The 20079-nt window shown below is 60.4% G+C and carries 17 protein-coding genes and 2 tRNA genes; 18 read left to right on the forward strand and 1 reads right to left on the reverse strand.

Going from position 1 to position 20079, the window contains the following annotated elements; genetic code table 11:
• Positions 1 to 34: 34 nt before the first annotated feature.
• From carB to PM2_RS22865, 3 genes are read left to right on the forward strand one after another with little or no spacing between them, the layout of a single operon-like run.
• Positions 35 to 3256 carry a carbamoyl-phosphate synthase large subunit gene (carB, locus tag PM2_RS22855; RefSeq protein ID WP_016712091.1) on the forward strand — a complete coding sequence of 1074 codons (3222 nt, stop codon included), beginning with the start codon at positions 35 to 37 and terminating at the stop codon, positions 3254 to 3256.
• A complete protein-coding gene (gene greA, locus PM2_RS22860) occupies positions 3253 to 3735 on the forward strand; it encodes a transcription elongation factor GreA (RefSeq protein WP_016712090.1) in 483 nt (160 codons plus the stop codon). The genes carB and greA overlap by 4 nt, the downstream gene beginning before the upstream one ends.
• Positions 3713 to 4162: a hypothetical protein gene (locus PM2_RS22865; RefSeq protein WP_012053750.1), complete on the forward strand. Its 450-nt coding sequence runs from the start codon at positions 3713 to 3715 to the stop codon at positions 4160 to 4162. The genes greA and PM2_RS22865 overlap by 23 nt, the downstream gene beginning before the upstream one ends.
• Positions 4163 to 4174: 12 nt before the next feature.
• On the opposite strand, the gene yhbY is transcribed toward PM2_RS22865, so the two are convergent.
• Entirely contained in the window at positions 4175 to 4483 is a 309-nt protein-coding gene (gene yhbY / locus PM2_RS22870) for a ribosome assembly RNA-binding protein YhbY (RefSeq protein ID WP_003249945.1), read from the reverse strand.
• A gap of 102 nt (positions 4484 to 4585) precedes the next feature.
• On the opposite strand from yhbY, the gene rlmE reads away from it, so the two are divergent.
• The 15 genes from rlmE to pnp all read left to right on the forward strand — a co-directional run bounded on the left by rlmE (position 4586) and on the right by pnp (position 19955).
• On the forward strand, positions 4586 to 5212 hold the full coding sequence (gene rlmE / locus PM2_RS22875; RefSeq protein ID WP_012274251.1) for a 23S rRNA (uridine(2552)-2'-O)-methyltransferase RlmE: 627 nt from the start codon (positions 4586 to 4588) through the stop codon (positions 5210 to 5212).
• Between the two features lie 203 nt (positions 5213 to 5415).
• The gene (gene ftsH / locus PM2_RS22880; RefSeq protein ID WP_016712088.1) at positions 5416 to 7320 is read left to right on the forward strand and encodes an ATP-dependent zinc metalloprotease FtsH; all 1905 of its coding nucleotides are present in this window, start codon (positions 5416 to 5418) and stop codon (positions 7318 to 7320) included.
• An 8-nt stretch (positions 7321 to 7328) separates the two neighbouring features.
• Positions 7329 to 8180, forward strand: a complete 852-nt coding sequence (folP, locus tag PM2_RS22885) for a dihydropteroate synthase (protein ID WP_028699672.1) — start codon at positions 7329 to 7331, stop codon at positions 8178 to 8180.
• Positions 8181 to 8196: 16 nt separating this feature from the next.
• A complete protein-coding gene (gene glmM / locus PM2_RS22890) occupies positions 8197 to 9537 on the forward strand; it encodes a phosphoglucosamine mutase (protein ID WP_016712086.1) in 1341 nt (446 codons plus the stop codon).
• A 65-nt stretch (positions 9538 to 9602) separates the two neighbouring features.
• On the forward strand, positions 9603 to 10358 hold the full coding sequence (gene tpiA / locus PM2_RS22895; RefSeq protein WP_016712085.1) for a triose-phosphate isomerase: 756 nt from the start codon (positions 9603 to 9605) through the stop codon (positions 10356 to 10358).
• A gap of 4 nt (positions 10359 to 10362) precedes the next feature.
• On the forward strand, positions 10363 to 10761 hold the full coding sequence (gene secG, locus PM2_RS22900) for a preprotein translocase subunit SecG (RefSeq protein ID WP_016712084.1): 399 nt from the start codon (positions 10363 to 10365) through the stop codon (positions 10759 to 10761).
• Positions 10762 to 10782: 21 nt separating this feature from the next.
• A tRNA-Leu gene (locus tag PM2_RS22905) sits at positions 10783 to 10868 on the forward strand.
• 100 nt (positions 10869 to 10968) lie between these two features.
• A tRNA-Met gene (locus tag PM2_RS22910) sits at positions 10969 to 11045 on the forward strand.
• A gap of 130 nt (positions 11046 to 11175) precedes the next feature.
• Positions 11176 to 11634, forward strand: coding sequence for a ribosome maturation factor RimP (gene rimP / locus PM2_RS22915; protein ID WP_009685348.1), 459 nt, complete (start codon positions 11176 to 11178; stop codon positions 11632 to 11634).
• 59 nt (positions 11635 to 11693) lie between these two features.
• Positions 11694 to 13175: a transcription termination factor NusA gene (nusA, locus tag PM2_RS22920; RefSeq protein ID WP_009685349.1), complete on the forward strand. Its 1482-nt coding sequence runs from the start codon at positions 11694 to 11696 to the stop codon at positions 13173 to 13175.
• Between the two features lie 27 nt (positions 13176 to 13202).
• A complete protein-coding gene (gene infB, locus PM2_RS22925) occupies positions 13203 to 15743 on the forward strand; it encodes a translation initiation factor IF-2 (RefSeq protein WP_016712082.1) in 2541 nt (846 codons plus the stop codon).
• Positions 15744 to 15861: 118 nt separating this feature from the next.
• Entirely contained in the window at positions 15862 to 16260 is a 399-nt protein-coding gene (rbfA, locus tag PM2_RS22930) for a 30S ribosome-binding factor RbfA (RefSeq protein WP_028699673.1), read from the forward strand.
• A gap of 3 nt (positions 16261 to 16263) precedes the next feature.
• On the forward strand, positions 16264 to 17181 hold the full coding sequence (gene truB / locus PM2_RS22935; RefSeq protein WP_016712081.1) for a tRNA pseudouridine(55) synthase TruB: 918 nt from the start codon (positions 16264 to 16266) through the stop codon (positions 17179 to 17181).
• A 148-nt stretch (positions 17182 to 17329) separates the two neighbouring features.
• Positions 17330 to 17599: a 30S ribosomal protein S15 gene (gene rpsO, locus PM2_RS22940; RefSeq protein WP_003249971.1), complete on the forward strand. Its 270-nt coding sequence runs from the start codon at positions 17330 to 17332 to the stop codon at positions 17597 to 17599.
• Positions 17600 to 17849: 250 nt separating this feature from the next.
• Positions 17850 to 19955, forward strand: coding sequence for a polyribonucleotide nucleotidyltransferase (pnp, locus tag PM2_RS22945; RefSeq protein ID WP_003249974.1), 2106 nt, complete (start codon positions 17850 to 17852; stop codon positions 19953 to 19955).
• Positions 19956 to 20079 lie beyond the last annotated feature (124 nt).

Raw genomic sequence — 20079 nt, forward strand, 5'->3', positions numbered from 1 at the left:
GCTTGCCGACTGACCCCGGATTTGAGTGACAACCATGCCAAAACGTACAGACATCAAAAGCATCCTGATTCTCGGCGCTGGCCCGATCGTGATCGGCCAGGCCTGCGAATTCGACTACTCCGGCGCCCAGGCTTGTAAAGCCCTGCGCGAGGAAGGTTTCCGCGTCATCCTGGTGAACTCCAACCCAGCCACCATCATGACCGACCCGGCCATGGCCGACGCCACCTACATCGAGCCGATCAAATGGCAGTCGGTGGCCAAGATCATCGAGAAAGAGCGCCCAGACGCCGTCCTGCCGACCATGGGTGGCCAGACCGCACTGAACTGCGCCCTGGACCTGGAGCGCCACGGCGTTCTGGAGAAGTTCGGCGTAGAGATGATCGGTGCCAACGCCGACACCATCGACAAGGCCGAAGACCGTTCGCGCTTCGACAAGGCCATGAAGGACATCGGCCTGGAGTGCCCGCGCTCCGGTATCGCCCACAGCATGGAAGAGGCCAATGCGGTCCTCGAGAAGCTCGGTTTCCCATGCATCATCCGCCCGTCGTTCACCATGGGCGGTACGGGGGGTGGTATCGCCTACAACCGTGAAGAGTTCGAAGAAATCTGCACCCGTGGTCTGGACCTGTCGCCGACCAAAGAGCTGCTGATCGACGAATCGCTGATCGGCTGGAAAGAGTACGAGATGGAAGTGGTCCGTGACAAAAAGGACAACTGCATCATCGTATGCTCGATCGAGAACTTCGACCCGATGGGCGTGCACACCGGTGACTCGATCACCGTTGCTCCGGCACAGACCCTGACCGACAAGGAATACCAGATCATGCGCAACGCCTCGCTGGCGGTGCTGCGTGAAATCGGTGTTGAAACCGGCGGTTCCAACGTTCAGTTCGGTATCTGCCCGAACACCGGCCGCATGGTCGTGATCGAGATGAACCCGCGTGTGTCGCGTTCCTCGGCACTGGCCTCCAAGGCTACCGGCTTCCCGATCGCCAAAATCGCTGCCAAGCTGGCCATTGGTTACACCCTCGACGAACTGCAGAACGACATCACCGGCGGCCGCACCCCGGCGTCCTTCGAGCCGTCGATCGACTACGTCGTCACCAAGCTGCCACGCTTCGCCTTCGAGAAATTCCCGAAAGCCGACGCCCGCCTGACCACCCAGATGAAGTCTGTGGGTGAAGTCATGGCCATCGGCCGTACCTTCCAGGAATCCCTGCAGAAAGCCCTGCGCGGCCTGGAAGTCGGTGCCTGCGGCCTCGACCCGAAAGTCGACCTGGCCAGCCCGGAAGCTGCCGGCATCCTCAAGCGCGAGCTGACTGTGCCGGGTGCCGAGCGTATCTGGTACGTGGCTGACGCCATGCGTTCCGGCATGACCATCGAGGAAATCTTCGAGCTGACCGGCATCGACCTGTGGTTCCTGGTGCAGATGGAAGACCTGATCAAGGAAGAAGAGAAGGTCAAGACCCTGGCCCTGTCGGCGATCGACAAGGACTACATGCTGCGCCTCAAGCGCAAGGGCTTCTCGGACCAGCGTCTGGCCAAGCTGCTGGGCATCACCGACAAGAACCTGCGCCGTCACCGCCACAAGCTGGAAGTGTTCCCGGTCTACAAACGCGTCGACACCTGCGCCGCCGAGTTCGCCACCGACACCGCCTACCTGTACTCCACCTACGAGGAAGAGTGCGAGGCCAACCCGTCGACCCGCGACAAGATCATGATCCTGGGCGGTGGCCCGAACCGTATCGGTCAAGGTATCGAGTTCGACTACTGCTGCGTACACGCCGCACTGGCGCTGCGTGAAGACGGTTACGAGACCATCATGGTCAACTGCAACCCGGAAACCGTCTCCACCGACTACGACACCTCCGACCGCCTGTACTTCGAGCCGCTGACCCTGGAAGACGTGCTGGAAGTTTGCCGCGTCGAGAAGCCGAAAGGCGTGATCGTGCACTATGGCGGCCAGACGCCGCTGAAACTGGCCCGCGCCCTGGAAGAAGCCGGCGTACCGATCATTGGTACCAGCCCGGACGCTATCGACCGCGCCGAAGACCGTGAGCGCTTCCAGCAGATGGTTCAGCGCCTGAACCTGCTGCAGCCGCCAAACGCCACCGTACGCAGCGAAGAAGAAGCCATCAGCGCTGCTGGCAGCATCGGTTACCCGCTGGTGGTGCGCCCGTCGTACGTCCTGGGTGGCCGCGCCATGGAAATCGTCTACGAACTGGACGAGCTCAAGCGCTACCTGCGTGAAGCCGTACAGGTGTCCAACGACAGCCCGGTACTGCTCGACCACTTCCTCAACTGCGCCATCGAGATGGACGTGGACGCCGTGTGCGACGGTACCGATGTGGTGATCGGCGCAATCATGCAGCACATCGAGCAGGCCGGCGTTCACTCCGGTGACTCGGCGTGCTCGCTGCCACCTTACTCGCTGAGCAAGGAAGTGCAGGACGAAGTTCGCGTACAGGTCAAGAAAATGGCCCTGGAGCTGGGCGTCGTCGGCCTGATGAACGTGCAGTTGGCCCTGCAAGGCGACAAGATCTATGTGATCGAAGTCAACCCGCGCGCCTCGCGTACCGTGCCGTTCGTGTCCAAGTGCATCGGCACTTCCCTGGCCATGATCGCCGCCCGCGTGATGGCTGGCAAAACCCTGAAAGAGCTGGGCTTCACCCAGGAAATCATCCCGAACTTCTACAGCGTCAAGGAAGCCGTCTTCCCGTTCGCCAAGTTCCCAGGGGTTGACCCGATCCTCGGCCCTGAGATGAAATCGACCGGTGAAGTCATGGGCGTGGGTGACAGCTTCGGTGAAGCCTTCGCCAAGGCCCAGATGGGTGCCAGCGAAGTGCTGCCGACCGGCGGTACCGCGTTCATCAGCGTGCGTGACGACGACAAGCCACAAGTGGCTGGCGTTGCTCGCGACCTGATCGCCCTGGGCTTCGAAGTGGTTGCAACTGCTGGCACCGCCAAGGTTATCGAAGCGGCTGGCCTGAAAGTGCGCCGTGTGAACAAGGTGACCGAAGGTCGCCCGCACGTGGTCGACATGATCAAGAACGACGAAGTGTCGCTGATCATCAACACCACCGAAGGCCGTCAGTCGATCGCCGATTCCTACTCGATTCGTCGCAATGCGCTGCAGCACAAGATTTACTGCACCACTACCATTGCGGCCGGTGAAGCCATCTGCGAAGCGCTGAAGTTTGGTCCGGAAAAGACCGTTCGTCGCTTGCAAGATCTGCATGCAGGACTGAAAGCATGAGCATTACCAAGTACCCGATGACCGTCCAGGGCGCTCGCGCCCTGGAAGAGGAGCACCTGTTCCTGAGCAAGACCGAGCGCCCGCGCCTGAGCCAGGCAATCGGCGAAGCGCGCGAACTGGGTGACCTCAAGGAAAACGCCGAATACCATGCCGCCCGCGAAGAGCAGGGCATGGTCGAAGCGCGTATCCGCGATATCGAAGGCCGCCTACAGAACTCGGTGGTGATCGACGTGACCACCATCCCCCACACCGGCAAGGTCATCTTCGGTACCACCGTAGACCTGGAAAACACCGAGACCGGTGACCAGGTGACCTACCAGATCGTTGGCGAGGACGAAGCCGACATCAAGAAGGGCAAGCTCTCGGCCGGTGCGCCGATTGCCCGTGCCATCATCGGCAAGGAAGAAGGTGATATTGTCGTCGTCAAGACGCCTAGTGGCACGGTCGAGTACGAGATTGTCGAAGTCAAGCACATCTGACCGGCGCCTGCGGGCGCCGTCCCTCGAGGGGATCCTCTGGCAGCTGGCCCAGGTTTTCTGGGTTGGTGGCCTTTGGGTGTTTCACGTGGGGCTGGTGCCTGCGCTCAAAGTCAGTGGCCTGGCGCCGCTGCTGGTGCAGGATATCGCCGGGCAGATCGACCGCTGGTTGATCGGTGTGGCGTTGCTTGGCTTGTTGACCCAGCTGGCAGTGCTGGCAAGGGTGGACGGCCTGGCGGCCTGGTGGCGGCAGTTCCGTGGCCAGATGCTGTTGCTCGGCTTCGGCGCCTGCGTGGGGTACTACACCTTGCGCTACGGTATTTCCGTGGGCGAGCGCTGGCAGATGTTCTGCTTCTTGGTACTGGGCTTTTCCGGCATCGTGCTGGTGGCCCAGCCGGTGCCGGTCAGGGCGCGTTCGCCGCGCCACTGACCGGAGCCACCGTTACTTGTAGCGGTGGATGTTGGACAGCTGCTTGTTCGGCTGTGGATTCTTGCGGTAGATCAGGGCTTTCTTGCCAATGGTCTGCACCAGCTCGGCACGGCCAGCCTTGCACAGCTCGGCAATGGTTTCGGCGCGTTCTTCGCGGTCTTCCGAGCGAATCTCGACCTTGATCAGTTCATGGTCGACCAGCGCGCGTTCCAGTTCGGCGATGACGCCTTCATTCAAACCGTTGCCAGCAACGATCAGGACCGGCTTCAGGTCATGACCAATGGACTTGTATTGCTTCTTCTGCTCGTTATTGAGCGGCATAATCTGACCCTTTCCGTCTGATTCTGTAAAATTGACGGGCATTTTACCCGAGGGCCACCGGCTCCGCCCAGTCAATCACGACGCATATCATCGAGGTGCCCCGTGGTACAACGTTCCAAAAGCAGCGCAAACTGGCTGCGAGAGCATTTCAACGATCCTTTTGTGAAGCAGGCGCAGAAGGATGGCTACCGTTCGCGTGCGAGCTACAAACTGCTTGAGATCCAGGAAAAGGACCGCCTGATCCGTCCAGGCATGAGCGTAATCGACCTCGGTGCGGCCCCGGGAGGCTGGTCACAGGTGACCAGTCGTCTGATTGGTGGTCAGGGCCGGCTGATCGCGTCCGACATCCTGGAAATGGACTCGATTGCCGATGTGACCTTCATCCAGGGCGATTTCACCCACGACGAAGTCCTACAGCGCATTCTCGAAGCGGTCGGTGATTCGCACGTAGACCTTGTGATTTCCGACATGGCCCCCAATATGAGTGGTACGCCTGCGGTGGACATACCGCGCGCCATGTTCCTCTGCGAGCTGGCCCTCGATCTGGCGACCCGCGTGCTCAAGCCCGGCGGCGACTTCCTGATCAAGATTTTCCAGGGTGAAGGTTTTGACGTGTACCTGAAGGACGTGCGCAGCAAGTTCGACAAGGTGCAGATGCGCAAGCCGTCGTCGTCGCGGGATCGTTCCCGTGAGCAATACCTGTTGGGCAGGGGCTTCAAAGGGGCGTGAAAGGTGTCAAGCGGGGTGGCCGATAGTTAATTCCAATCGGCCACCGCGTCAGGATTGTCCGAACTTCGTGTAGTCTAGCTTTCACAAAGGGTTACAGACGGTGCCTGCGGCTGCGTGGGTAATGTAGTAAGTTAGGGCGATGAATATCATGCGAGGCACGGCTGCGTCGTGCGCCGGCCTCAGAGGGTAGCGAATTGAACGACATGGCAAAGAATCTGATCCTGTGGTTGATCATCGCAGCTGTCCTGGTGACAGTGATGAACAACTTCTCCAGCCCTAACGAGCCGCAGACCCTCAACTACTCCGACTTCATCCAGCAGGTCAAGGATGGCAAGGTCGAGCGTGTGACCGTCGACGGCTACATCATTACCGGCAAGCGCGCCGACGGCGACAACTTCAAGACCGTGCGCCCGGCCATTACCGACAATGGTCTGATCGGTGACCTGGTCGATAACCACGTCATCATCGAAGGCAAGCAGCCTGAGCAGCAGAGCATCTGGACGCAATTGCTGGTGGCGAGCTTCCCGATCCTGGTCATCATTGCCGTGTTCATGTTCTTCATGCGCCAGATGCAAGGCGGTGCGGGCGGCAAGGGTGGGCCGATGAGCTTTGGCAAGAGCAAGGCGCGCCTGCTGTCCGAAGACCAGGTCAAGACTACGCTGGCCGATGTTGCCGGCTGCGACGAGGCCAAGGAAGAGGTTGGCGAGCTGGTCGAGTTCCTGCGTGATCCGGGGAAATTCCAGCGTCTGGGTGGCCGCATCCCGCGCGGTGTGCTGATGGTTGGTCCGCCAGGTACCGGTAAGACCCTGCTGGCCAAGGCAATTGCCGGCGAAGCGAAAGTACCGTTCTTCACCATTTCCGGTTCGGACTTCGTGGAAATGTTCGTAGGTGTCGGTGCCAGCCGTGTGCGCGACATGTTCGAGCAAGCCAAGAAGCATGCCCCGTGCATCATCTTCATCGACGAGATCGACGCTGTGGGTCGCCACCGTGGCGCCGGCATGGGTGGCGGTCACGACGAGCGTGAACAAACCCTCAACCAGTTGCTGGTAGAGATGGACGGCTTCGAGATGAACGATGGCATCATCGTCATCGCTGCTACCAACCGACCGGACGTACTCGACCCGGCGCTGCTTCGTCCTGGCCGTTTCGACCGCCAGGTGGTGGTAGGCCTGCCAGACATCCGCGGTCGCGAACAGATCCTCAAGGTACATATGCGCAAAGTGCCGGTCGGCGAAAACGTCAACCCGGCGGTCATTGCCCGTGGTACCCCTGGCTTCTCCGGCGCCGACCTGGCCAACCTGGTCAACGAAGCCTCGCTGTTTGCCGCACGCTCCAACAAGCGCCTGGTCGAGATGAAAGAGTTCGAACTGGCCAAGGACAAGATCATGATGGGCGCCGAGCGCAAGACCATGGTCATGTCCGAGAAAGAAAAGCGCAACACGGCCTACCACGAGGCTGGCCACGCCATTGTTGGTCGCCTGGTGCCTGAGCACGACCCGGTCTACAAGGTTTCCATCATTCCGCGCGGTCGCGCCCTGGGTGTGACCATGTTCCTGCCGGAAGAAGACCGCTACAGCCTGTCCAAGCGTGCGCTGATCAGCCAGATCTGTTCGCTGTACGGTGGCCGTATCGCCGAAGAGATGACGCTGGGCTTCGATGGCGTCACGACCGGCGCGTCCAACGACATCATGCGTGCCAGCCAGATCGCGCGTAACATGGTCACCAAATGGGGCCTGTCCGAGAAGCTCGGGCCGCTGATGTACGCAGAAGAAGAGGGTGAGGTGTTCCTCGGTCGTAGCGCCGGCAGCCAGCACGCCAGTGTTTCTGGCGAGACTGCCAAGCTGATCGACTCCGAGGTGCGCAGCATCATCGATCAGTGCTACGCCACAGCCAAGCAGCTGCTGGTCGACAACCGCGACAAGCTCGAAGCGATGACCGAAGCGCTGATGAAGTATGAGACCATCGATGCCGATCAGATCGACGACATCATGGCTGGGCGTACGCCGCGCGAACCGCGTGACTGGGACGATGACAAGGATTCGGGTACGCCTGCGGCCCAGAATGACCGTCCGGAATCGCCAATCGGCGGCCCAGCAGCTCAACACTAAGGGCATCTATGAGCTCAGTGCAGTACCCGACCCGGTTGCCTTGCGGCAACCGGGTTCTTGATTTGTCGCGTACCCATGTCATGGGTATTCTCAATATCACCCCCGATTCCTTTTCCGATGGCGGACGCTTCAGTCAGCGTGACGAGGCTCTGCGCCATGCCGAGGCAATGGTCGCCGCCGGCGCCACGCTGATCGACATCGGTGGCGAGTCCACGCGCCCTGGTGCGCGGGCGGTATCGGTCACTGAGGAGTTGGAGCGTGTCGCGCCGATGGTCGAGGCAATCAATAGCCGCCTCGATGTGGTCATCTCGGTCGACACTTCTACACCTGCCGTCATCCGTGAATCGGCCCGTCTCGGTGCCGGGCTCATCAATGACGTGCGCGCCCTGGAGCGCGATGGGGCTCTGGACGCTGCGGCGGATACCGGCCTGCCGGTGTGCCTCATGCACATGCGTGGCGAGCCGGGTAACATGCAGGACGACCCGCATTACGATGATGTGACCGCTGACGTTACGCGTTATCTTGAGCAGCGGATGGCCGCCTGTGCGGCGGTGGGCATCGACGCAAACAGAATCATCCTTGACCCGGGCTTTGGTTTCGCCAAGACACTGGCGCACAACCTGAGCCTGTTCAAGCACATGGAAGCGCTCTATCGCCTTGGGCGCCCGCTGCTGGTGGGCGTTTCACGAAAGAGCATGATCGGCCTGACGCTGGAACGTCCGGTCGGCGAGCGGTTGTACGGCAGCCTTGCGCTGGCGGCGTTGGCCATGACCAAGGGGGCTAGCATCCTTCGTGTCCATGACGTGGCTGAAACTGTCGATGTGGTGCGCATGATTGCTGCGGTACAACACGCCGAATAAGAACATTGGAGTCCCTATGAGCAGAAAATACTTTGGTACCGACGGCATTCGTGGCCGCGTCGGCGAATACCCGATCACGCCTGACTTCATGCTGAAGCTGGGTTGGGCGGCCGGCATGGCCTTCCGCAAGCAAGGCCATTGCCGGGTGCTGGTGGGCAAGGACACGCGTATCTCCGGCTACATGTTCGAGTCTGCACTCGAAGCCGGTCTGGCCGCGGCAGGTGCCGACGTCATGCTGCTGGGGCCAATGCCTACGCCGGCCATCGCCTATCTGACGCGCACGTTCCATGCCCAGGCTGGCATTGTCATCAGTGCCTCGCACAACCCGCACGAAGACAACGGCATCAAGTTCTTCTCGGGCCAGGGCACCAAGCTGCCAGACGAAGTCGAGCTGATGATCGAAGAGCTGCTCGACCAGCCGATGACCGTGGTCGACTCGGGCAAGTTGGGCAAGGTTTCGCGCATCAACGACGCTGCCGGCCGTTATATCGAGTTCTGCAAGAGCAGCGTACCCACGGGTACTGGCTTTGAAGGCCTCAAGCTGGTGGTCGATTGCGCCCACGGTGCCACCTACAAGGTTGCGCCGAGCGTGTTCCGTGAGTTGGGTGCCGACGTGACCGTGCTGCATGCGCAGCCGGATGGCCTTAACATCAACGAAGGTTGCGGCTCGACGCACATCGAATCGCTGCAGGCCGCCGTGCTGGTGGGGCATGCCGACCTCGGTATCGCCTTCGACGGAGACGGCGATCGCGTGTTGATGGTCGACCACACCGGCGCCATCGTCGATGGTGACGAGTTGCTGTTCATCATCGCCCGGGATCTGCGCGACCGCGGCAAGCTGCAGGGCGGGGTAGTGGGCACGCTGATGAGCAACCTGGGCCTGGAGCTGGCGCTGAAGGACCTGGATATCCCGTTCGTGCGGGCCAAGGTCGGTGACCGTTACGTCATGGCCGAGCTGCTTGAGCGTGAGTGGCTGGTCGGCGGTGAAAACTCCGGCCACGTCGTGTGCTGCAACCACACCACTACCGGTGATGCGATCATCGCCGCGCTGCAGGTGCTGATGGCGCTCAAGCGCCGTGGCGAAACCCTTGCCCAGGCCCGCCAGGCCCTGCGCAAGTGCCCACAGGTGCTGATCAACGTGCGCTTCGGCGCCAGCAAGGTCGACCCGCTGGAGCACCCGGCTGTCAAGGAAGCCAGTGCCAAGGTGACCGAGGCGTTGGCGGGTCGTGGCCGTGTGCTGTTGCGCAAATCCGGTACCGAGCCGCTGGTTCGGGTCATGGTCGAGGGCGAGGACGAAAACCAGGTGCGGATGCACGCTGAAGCGCTGGCCAAACTGGTCGGCGAAGTTTGTGTCTGAAGGCGCTTGCCAGCGCAGATCTGGTTGGGTAAGATCTGCGCCCACTTTGACCGACGAGGTAAAGCATGCGTCGCCCTATGGTAGCTGGTAACTGGAAGATGCACGGTACCCGCGCTAGCGTCGCTGAGCTGACCAAAGGCTTGAGTAATCTCGCCTTGCCGAGCGGAGTGGAAGTCGCGGTATTTCCGCCGGCCTTGTTCATCAATCAAGTGATTGATGGCCTGGCAGGTAAAGAAATTACTGTTGGCGCACAGAATTCTGCTGTACAACCCGAACAGGGTGCGCTGACCGGGGAAGTTGCTCCCGAGCAGCTGGTTGAAGCGGGTTGCAAGTTGGTGTTGATTGGTCATTCGGAGCGTCGCCAGATCATTGGTGAAACCGACGAAGTGCTCAATCGCAAGTTTGCAGCAGCGCAGGCCAAAGGTTTGAAGCCAGTGCTTTGCATCGGGGAAACCCTTGAAGAGCGCGAGGCTGGCAAGACGCTTGAAGTTGTCGGGCGTCAACTAAGCAGTATCATCGAAGCATTCGGTGTTAAGGCTTTTGCCAATGCAGTAATTGCTTATGAGCCTGTATGGGCCATCGGCACTGGCCTGACGGCCACGCCTCAGCAGGCCCAGGATGTGCATGCCGCCATCCGCGGCCAGCTGGCGGCAGAAGATGCTGAAGTGGCTGCGAAGGTGCAGTTGCTCTACGGCGGCAGCGTGAAGGCGGCCAATGCGGCCGAACTGTTCGGCATGCCGGATATCGATGGGGGTCTCATTGGTGGGGCTTCCCTGAACGCAGACGAATTCGGTGCAATTTGTCGCGCCGCAGGAAACTGAACAAATGCTGGAAACAGTCATCGTTGTTTTTCATCTGTTGGCAGCGCTGTCGCTAGTAGTGCTGGTTCTGTTGCAACAGGGTAAGGGTGCTGAAGCAGGTGCATCTTTCGGCGCGGGTGCCTCAAACACCGTGTTCGGAAGCCAGGGCTCTGCAACGTTCCTAAGTAAATTAACTGCTATACTCGCTGCCACTTTCTTTTTGACAGCACTTGGGTTAGGATACTTCGCGAAGCAACAAGCTCACCAGCTTAGCCAAGCAGGTCTTCCAGATCCAGCAGTGCTAGAAGTGAAAGAGCCGCAAAAACCGGCAGTTAATGATGATGTACCGGTGCTCCAGCAGCAGAAGAGTGAAACCACCAGCAACTCGGGTGATGTACCTCCTCCGGCACAAGAGCAGAAGTAACGGGTTTCAAGTAGTAGTATTGCCGAGGTGGTGGAATTGGTAGACACGCAACCTTGAGGTGGTTGTGCCCATAGGGTGTAGGGGTTCGAGTCCCCTTCTCGGTACCAATTAAAGCTTGAGAGCCCGCTTTAGCGGGCTTTCTTGCAGGTGAAGGTTCTGATTTGACCCTCAATAGGGTTCGGTCTTATACTTTTGCCCCAGCTTTGTCGCGGGGTGGAGCAGCTTGGTAGCTCGTCGGGCTCATAACCCGAAGGTCGTTGGTTCAAATCCAGCCCCCGCAACCAGCTTCAGCGGAGCCCCTTTTCAGGGGCTTTTTGCTAACCGAACAGTTTTCGGCGTCGTTGTCCAACGGCGCTTTCAGGGATGGGCGCTTTGCCCATTTTTTATTTGCACAGCATGCACGAGGGGGTTCAGGTGTCGAGCAAGCTAGAACAGTTGCAGGCCTTGTTGGCCCCGGTTGTCGAGGGTCTGGGCTATCAGTGCTGGGGGATCGAGTTCGTTTCCCAGGGTAAGCATTCGGTACTGCGCATCTACATCGACAAGGAAGGTGGCATCCTGGTGGACGACTGCGAAGCGGTCAGCCGTCAGGCCAGCGCAATCCTCGATGTGGAAGATCCAATCAGCAGTGAGTACACCCTCGAGGTGTCTTCTCCAGGCATGGATCGCCCACTGTTCACTCTGGAACAGTTTGCCTCGCATGCCGGCGAACAAGTGAAGATCAAGCTGCGCTCACCCTTCGAGGGTCGTCGTAACTTCCAGGGCCTTCTCCGCGGTGTGGAGGAGCAGGATGTGGTGGTCCAGGTGGACAACCAGGAGTTCCTGTTGCCGATCGACTCGATCGACAAGGCCAATATTATTCCCAGTTTTGACTGAGACGTGCCGGGCCCGGTGAACTGTCCGGGCCCAATGGCTTGCGCAAGGCGAGGCGTACGATGAGCAAAGAAGTACTGCTGGTTGTTGAATCGGTATCCAACGAAAAAGGTGTACCGCCCGGCGTCATTTTCGAAGCGCTGGAAGTGGCCCTGGCCACTGCAACCAAAAAACGTTTTGAAGACGAAGTCGACCTGCGTGTGGAAATCAACCGCCACACCGGTAGCTACGAGACTTTCCGTCGCTGGACCGTGGTCGACGAAGCTGATCTTGATGATCCGGCAATCGAGACCTGGCTGGACAAGATCAAGGACACCCACCCTGAAGCCAAGGTCGGTGACGTGATCGAGGAGAAGATCGAGTCCATCGAGTTCGGTCGTATCGCCGCCCAGACCGCCAAGCAGGTCATCGTGCAGAAGGTACGTGAGGCCGAGCGTGCGCAGGTGGTCGATGCTTACCGTGAGCGCGTGGGCGAGATCATCTCCGGCACCGTCAAAAAGGTTACCCGCGACAACGTGATCGTTGACCTGGGCAACAACGCCGAGGCCCTGCTGGCCCGCGAAGACATCATTCCGCGCGAAACCTTCCGTGTTGGTGTGCGCCTGCGTGCGCTGCTCAAGGAAATTCGCACCGAAAACCGTGGCCCACAGCTGATCCTGTCGCGCACCGCGCCGCAGATGCTGATCGAGCTTTTCCGCATTGAAGTGCCGGAAATTGCCGAGGGCCTGATCGAAGTCATGGCTGCTTCCCGTGATCCGGGTTCGCGAGCCAAGATCGCCGTCCGCTCCAAGGACAAGCGCATCGACCCGCAAGGCGCCTGCATCGGCATGCGTGGTTCGCGCGTCCAGGCCGTATCCGGGGAGCTGGGTGGTGAGCGTGTGGATATCGTCCTGTGGGACGATAACCCGGCGCAGTTTGTCATCAACGCCATGTCGCCGGCTGAAGTCGCGGCGATCATCGTTGATGAAGATGCCCATGCCATGGACATCGCCGTCGCCGAGGATAACCTGGCTCAGGCCATTGGCCGTGGTGGTCAGAACGTTCGCCTGGCCAGTCAGCTGACCGGCTGGACCCTGAACGTGATGACCGAGAAGGACATCCAGGCCAAGCAGCAGGCCGAAACCGGTGACATCCTGCGCAATTTCATCGATGAGCTGGAAGTCGACGAGGAGCTGGCCCAAGTGCTGGTCGACGAAGGCTTCACCAGCCTCGAAGAAATTGCCTACGTACCGTTGGAAGAAATGCTCAACATCGATGGCTTTGACGAAGATATCGTCAATGAGCTCCGCGCTCGAGCCAAGGACCGTTTGTTGACCAAGGCCATCGCTACCGAAGAAAAACTGGCAGACGCCCACCCGGCCGAAGACTTGCTCTCCCTTGAGGGCATGGACAAGGACCTGGCGGCTGAACTGGCGGTGCGCGGCGTGGTTAACCGCGAAGACCTGGCCGAGCAGTCGATCGACGATCTGCTCGACATCGACGGCATCGACGAAGAGCGTGCCGGCAAGTTGATCATGGCCGCCCGAGCCCATTGGTTCGAGTAATTAGGCGCGGCCTGAGGAGAGAAGTGCATGACGCAAGTCACGGTGAAAGAACTGGCCCAAGAGGTCGAGGCACCGGTAGAGCGCCTGCTGCAGCAGATGCGTGAGGCAGGTCTGCCGCACACCGACGCCGGTCAGGTAGTGACCGACAATGAGAAGCAGACCCTGCTGACTCATTTGAAGAGCAGCCACAAAAGCAAGGCGGAAGAGCCGCGCAAGATTACCTTGCAGCGCAAAACCACCAGTACGCTGCGTGTCGCCGGTAGCAAGAGCATCAGCGTAGAAGTACGCAAGAAGAAAGTATTCGTGCAGCGCAGCCCTGAAGAAATTCAGGCTGAGCAGAAGCGTGAGCTGGATGAGCGCCGCGCGGCTGAAAATGCCGCTCGCGACAAGGTCGAGGCCGAAGTTCGCCAGCGCAACGAAGAGCAGGCTCGCCGTCAGGCCGCCGAAGCTGCTGTATCCGCACCTGCGCCAGCCGCCAAGCCTGAGCCTGCGCCTGCCGCTGCTCCGGCCCCGGTAGTCGCCGACGCCCCGGCGTCCGAAGACGCCGCAGCCCGTGCTGCCGAGCGCAAGAAGGACGAAGCCCGTCGCAACGAAGGCCGTACCCGTGACGAAGACCGTCGTGGCGGCGAGCGTCGTGGCGAAGCCCCGCGCGTGTCGATCAAGGTCAAGGTCAAGGAGAAGGAAAAGGCTCCGACTCCACGTGCCGCACCGCGCACCACCGATGAAGAAAGCGATGGCGTACGCCGTGGCCGCGGTGGCAAGAGCAAGCTGAAGAAGCGCAATCAGCATGGCTTCCAGAACCCGACTGGCCCCATCATCCGTGATGTGACCATCGGCGAGACCATCACGGTCTCTGAACTGGCCAACCAGATGTCCGTCAAGGGCGCTGAAGTCGTCAAGTTCATGTTCAAGCTGGGCACCCCGGTTACCATCAACCAGGTGCTCGACCAGGAAACCGCTCAGCTGATCGCAGAAGAGCTGGGCCACAAGGTCACCCTGGTCAGCGATACCGCACTGGAAGACTCCCTGGCCGAATCGCTCAAGTTCGAAGGCCAGACCGAGTCGCGTGCACCGGTCGTTACTGTCATGGGTCACGTTGACCACGGTAAGACCTCGCTGCTCGACTACATCCGTCGTGCCAAGGTGGCTGCTGGCGAAGCCGGTGGTATTACCCAGCACATCGGTGCGTACCACGTGGAAACCGACCGTGGCATGGTCACCTTCCTCGACACCCCTGGCCACGCCGCGTTTACCGCCATGCGTGCCCGTGGTGCCAAGGCCACCGACATCGTCATCCTGGTGGTGGCGGCGGACGACGGCGTGATGCCGCAAACCCGCGAAGCGGTTCAGCATGCCAAGGCAGCTGGCGTTCCGCTGGTGGTTGCAGTGAACAAGATCGACAAGCCGGGTGCCGATCTCGATCGCATCCGCAACGAGCTGGCCGTCGAAGGCGTTACCTCCGAGGACTGGGGTGGTGACACGCCGTTCGTCAAGGTTTCGGCGAAGATGGGTACCGGTGTCGACGAGCTGCTCGAAGCCGTCCTGCTGCAGGCCGAGATTCTCGAACTGACCGCTACCCCGACCGCTCCAGGTCGTGGCGTGGTCGTTGAATCGCGCCTGGACAAGGGCCGCGGCCCGGTGGCGACCATCCTGGTTCAGGACGGTACCCTGCGTCAGGGCGACATGGTCCTGTGCGGTTCCAACTATGGCCGCGTGCGCGCCATGCTCGACGAGAACGGCAAGCCTGTGAAGGAAGCCGGCCCGTCGATCCCGGTCGAAATCCTCGGCCTGGACGGTACTCCGGAAGCCGGTGACGAGCTGTCCGTGGTTGCCGACGAGAAGAAAGCCCGCGAAGTTGCCCTGTTCCGTCAAGGCAAGTACCGCGAGGTCAAGCTGGCCCGTGCTCACGCCGGCAAGCTGGAAAACATCTTCGAGACCATGGGTCAGGAAGAGAAGAAGACCCTCAACATCGTCCTCAAGACTGACGTGCGTGGTTCCCTGGAAGCACTGCAGGGCTCGCTCGGCAGCCTGGGCAACGACGAAGTTCAGGTGCGCGTGATTGGTGGCGGCGTCGGTGGTATCACCGAAAGCGACGCCAACCTGGCGCTGGCTTCGAATGCAGTACTGTTCGGCTTCAACGTGCGTGCCGATGCCGGCGCGCGCAAGATCGTCGAGCAGGAAGGTCTGGATATGCGTTACTACAACGTGATCTACGACATCATCGAAGACGTCAAGAAGGCCCTGACCGGTATGCTGGGCAGCGATGTTCGCGAGAACATCCTGGGCGTTGCCGAAGTACGTGACGTGTTCCGTTCGCCGAAGTTCGGCGCCATCGCTGGCTGTATGGTCATCGAGGGTACCGTGTACCGCAACCGTCCGATCCGTGTACTGCGCGAAGACGTTGTGATCTTCGAAGGCGAGCTGGAATCGCTGCGTCGCTTCAAGGACGATGCCTCCGAAGTGCGTAACGGCATGGAGTGCGGTATTGGCGTCAAGAGCTACAACGACGTCAAGGTCGGCGACAAGATCGAAGTCTTCGAGAAAGTCCAGGTTGCTCGTACCCTCTAAGGGTGAGCTGGCTGCAAACCGCTTCTCTACGCGGCGGTTTTCAGCACCTCTACAGGTAGCGCCCGGTCAGGCATTGGTCTGACCGGGCGTTTGCCGCTTTAAGTTACAGGTAACAAGAATGGCCAAAGAATATAGCCGTACCCAACGTATTGGCGATCAGATGCAGCGTGAGCTGGCCGAGCTGATCCGTCGCGAAGTCAAAGACCCGCGTGTTGGCCTGGTGACCATCACCGCCGTGGACGTCAGCCGTGACCTGGGCCATGCCAAGGTGTTCATCACCGTCATGGGCGAGGAAACGCCAGATGCCGTGCAGCAGTCGCTGAAGGCGTTGAACAGCGCTGCCAGCTTCCTGCGTTTGCACCTGGGCCGCTCGATGCAGCTGCGCAGCGTGCCGCAACTGCACTTCCACTTCGATGAAAGCGTCAGCCGCGGTGTCCACCTGTCGGCGCTGATCGAACGTGCAGTGGCCGAAGACCGCGCGCACAAGGAAGCCGACGAGCCGGACACCAAGGAGTAAGCGGTGGCCCAGGTCAAACGTATCCGCCGCAACGTCAGCGGCATCATCCTGCTCGACAAGCCGCTGGGTTTCACCTCCAATGCCGCCCTGCAAAAGGTGCGCTGGCTGCTCAATGCGGAAAAGGCCGGGCACACCGGTAGCCTCGACCCGCTGGCAACCGGCGTGCTGCCGCTGTGCTTCGGTGAAGCGACCAAGTTTTCGCAGTACCTGCTCGATTCCGACAAGGGCTACGAAACCGTCATGCAGATGGGGCAGACTACCAACACCGGCGATGCCGAAGGTGAGGTACTGCAGACCCGCGACGTGACCGTTGGTCGCGCCGACATCGAGGCGCTGTTGCCGCGTTTTCGTGGCCAGATCAGCCAGATACCGCCGATGTACTCGGCGCTCAAGCGTGACGGCCAGCCACTGTATAAGCTGGCTCGTGCAGGAGAGGTAGTGGAGCGCGAGGCGCGTTCTGTTACTATTAACCGCTTGGAGTTGCTCGAGTGCGAAGGCACCCGTGCACGGTTGAGCGTAGGATGCAGCAAAGGCACCTATATCCGTACCCTGGTGGAGGATATTGGCGAGGCCCTTGGCTGTGGCGCCTATGTCGCCGAGCTGCGCAGGACCCAGGCCGGGCCTTTCGCGCTGGCACAGACGGTCACCCTTGAGGAACTCGAACAGGCCCACGCCGAAGGTGGCAACGAAGCGCTCGATCGCTTCCTGATGCCATCGGACAGCGGCCTGCAGGACTGGCCTTTGGTGTGCCTGTCCGAACACAGTGCGTTCTACTGGCTGCATGGGCAGGCGGTACGCGCACCGGACGCGCCACAATTTGGCATGGTCCGGGTACAGGATCACAATGCGCGCTTCATCGGTATCGGTGAAGTGAGCGAAGACGGGCGCATTGCGCCGCGTCGGCTGATTCGGTCGGAATGACCGAAACCGGGGGGGCCAGGCAGTAGCCGAACCCCACGGTATCAAGGGTGGCTGTCAGTAGGCACGGTCACACCTTTTTTATTAATACAGGGATTTGTCCCTGGCCTATTGGACCCCGCTTGCGGGATCCGTTATCAGGAGAAGCCAAATGGCCCTCAGCGTTGAAGAAAAAGCTCAGATCGTTGCCGAATACCAGCAAGCCGCCGGCGATACCGGTAGCCCGGAAGTGCAGGTTGCTCTGCTGACCGCCAACATCAACAAGCTGCAAGGCCACTTCAAGGCCAACGATAAAGACCACCACTCCCGTCGTGGTCTGATCCGTATGGTTAACCAGCGTCGTAAGCTGCTGGACTACCTGAAGGGCAAAGACACCACTCGTTACAGCGCCCTGATCGGTCGCCTGGGCCTGCGTCGCTAATAGCGGCCTGGTCAGTGGTGTGCATGGCGTGTCGCAGGCTTCGGCAGGGTTGTTTTGCAGTGCTGCCGTTGGACACGCCACGCGTATCTCCGAGGTTGGCAGCCTGGCAATGCTGAGCGGTTTTTCCGCTTGGTGCCAGGCTCCCAGCCTCGTGTTGTATCTGGACGGTCAATGGGGCCGATTCCCCGTTCTGCCCAAGAATTCGCAAGAAACCAGTTCCCCCAAGAGCCACTGAAAAAGGTAGGAAACCGTGAACCCGGTAATCAAGACTTTCCAGTTCGGTCAATCGACCGTTACTCTCGAAACGGGCCGTATTGCCCGTCAGGCAACCGGCGCTGTGCTGGTTACCGTCGACAACGACGTCACCGTGCTGGTGACTGTGGTAGGCGCCAAACAGGCTGATCCAGGCAAGGGCTTCTTCCCGCTGTCGGTTCACTACCAGGAAAAGACCTACGCCGCCGGCAAGATCCCGGGTGGCTTCTTCAAGCGTGAAGGCCGTCCTTCCGAGAAAGAGACCCTGACCTCGCGCCTGATCGACCGTCCGATCCGTCCGCTGTTCCCGGAAGGCTTCATGAACGAAGTGCAGGTCGTCTGCACCGTGGTTTCCACCAGCAAGAAGACCGATCCGGACATCGCCGCGATGATCGGTACCTCGGCTGCCCTGGCCATCTCCGGCATTCCGTTCGAAGGCCCGATCGGCGCCGCTCGCGTTGCCTTCCACGAAAGCACCGGCTACCTGCTGAACCCGACTTACGAGCAACTGGCTGCTTCGAGCCTGGACATGGTCGTAGCCGGTACTTCCGATGCCGTACTGATGGTTGAATCGGAAGCTCAAGAGCTGACCGAAGACCAGATGCTGGGTGCCGTACTGTTCGCCCACGACGAATTCCAGGCCGTTATCCAGGCTGTCAAGGAACTGGCTGCCGAAGCTGGCAAGCCGACCTGGGACTGGAAACCAGCCGTTGCCAACACCGAGCTGTTCAACGCCATCCGCGCCGAGTTCGGCGAAGCGGTTTCGCAGGGCTACACCATCACCGTCAAGGCTGACCGCTACGCGCGCCTGGGCGAGCTGCGTGACCAGGCCGTTGCCAAGTTCTCGGGTGAAGAAGGCCAGCCTTCGGCCTCCGAAGTAAAAGAAATCTTCGGCGAAATCGAATACCGCACCGTTCGCGAAAACATCGTAAACGGCAAGCCACGTATCGACGGCCGCGACACCAAGACTGTTCGCCCGCTGAACATCGAAGTAGGCGTGTTGCCGAAAACTCACGGTTCGGCATTGTTCACCCGTGGCGAAACCCAGGCTCTGGTCGTTGCGACCCTGGGTACTGCCCGTGACGCCCAGCTGCTGGACACCCTCGAAGGCGAGAAGAAAGACCCCTTCATGCTGCACTACAACTTCCCACCGTTCTCGGTAGGTGAGTGTGGCCGCATGGGCGGTGCTGGCCGTCGCGAAATCGGCCACGGCCGTCTGGCCCGTCGTTCGGTCCAGGCCATGCTGCCGGCCGCCGACGTGTTCCCGTACACCATCCGCGTGGTTTCGGAAATCACCGAATCCAACGGTTCCAGCTCCATGGCTTCGGTCTGCGGTGCTTCCCTGGCCCTGATGGACGCTGGTGTGCCGATGAAGGCGCCAGTTGCCGGCATCGCCATGGGCCTGGTCAAGGAAGGCGACAAGTTCGCGGTCCTGACCGACATCCTCGGTGACGAAGACCACCTGGGCGACATGGACTTCAAGGTAGCCGGTACCGCCAAAGGCGTTACTGCGCTGCAGATGGACATCAAGATCAACGGCATCACCGAAGAGATCATGGAAATCGCCCTGGGCCAGGCCCTGGAAGCGCGCCTGAACATCCTCGGCCAGATGAACCAGATCATTGGCCAGTCGCGTACCGAGCTGTCGGCCAACGCCCCGACCATGATCGCGATGAAAATTGACACCGACAAAATCCGTGACGTCATCGGTAAAGGCGGCGCCACCATTCGCGCCATCTGCGAAGAGACCAAGGCTTCGATCGATATCGAAGACGATGGCTCGATCAAGATCTTCGGCGAAACCAAGGAAGCTGCAGATGCTGCCAAGCAGCGCATCCTGGGCATCACCGCCGAGGCCGAAATCGGCAAGATCTACGTCGGCAAGGTTGAGCGCATCGTCGACTTCGGCGCCTTCGTCAACATCCTGCCTGGCAAGGACGGCCTGGTGCACATCTCCATGCTGAGCGATGCTCGCGTCGAGAAAGTCACCGACATCCTGAAAGAAGGCCAGGAAGTTGAAGTACTGGTACTGGACGTGGACAACCGCGGCCGTATCAAGCTGTCGATCAAGGACGTTGCCGCGGCCAAGGCCTCGGGCGTCTAAGCGACTGCCACGCAACAGGAAAAGGGCCCTTCGGGGCCCTTTTTTTATGGGCTGCGGGAACCTTTTGCGGACTTGCATCTTGCAAGCAGGTTTACCGTGCAGGTTGCAAAATGCACGACGCCGG

The sequence above is a fragment of the Pseudomonas monteilii NBRC 103158 = DSM 14164 genome, from assembly GCF_000730605.1.
GTDB lineage: Bacteria > Pseudomonadota > Gammaproteobacteria > Pseudomonadales > Pseudomonadaceae > Aquipseudomonas > Aquipseudomonas monteilii.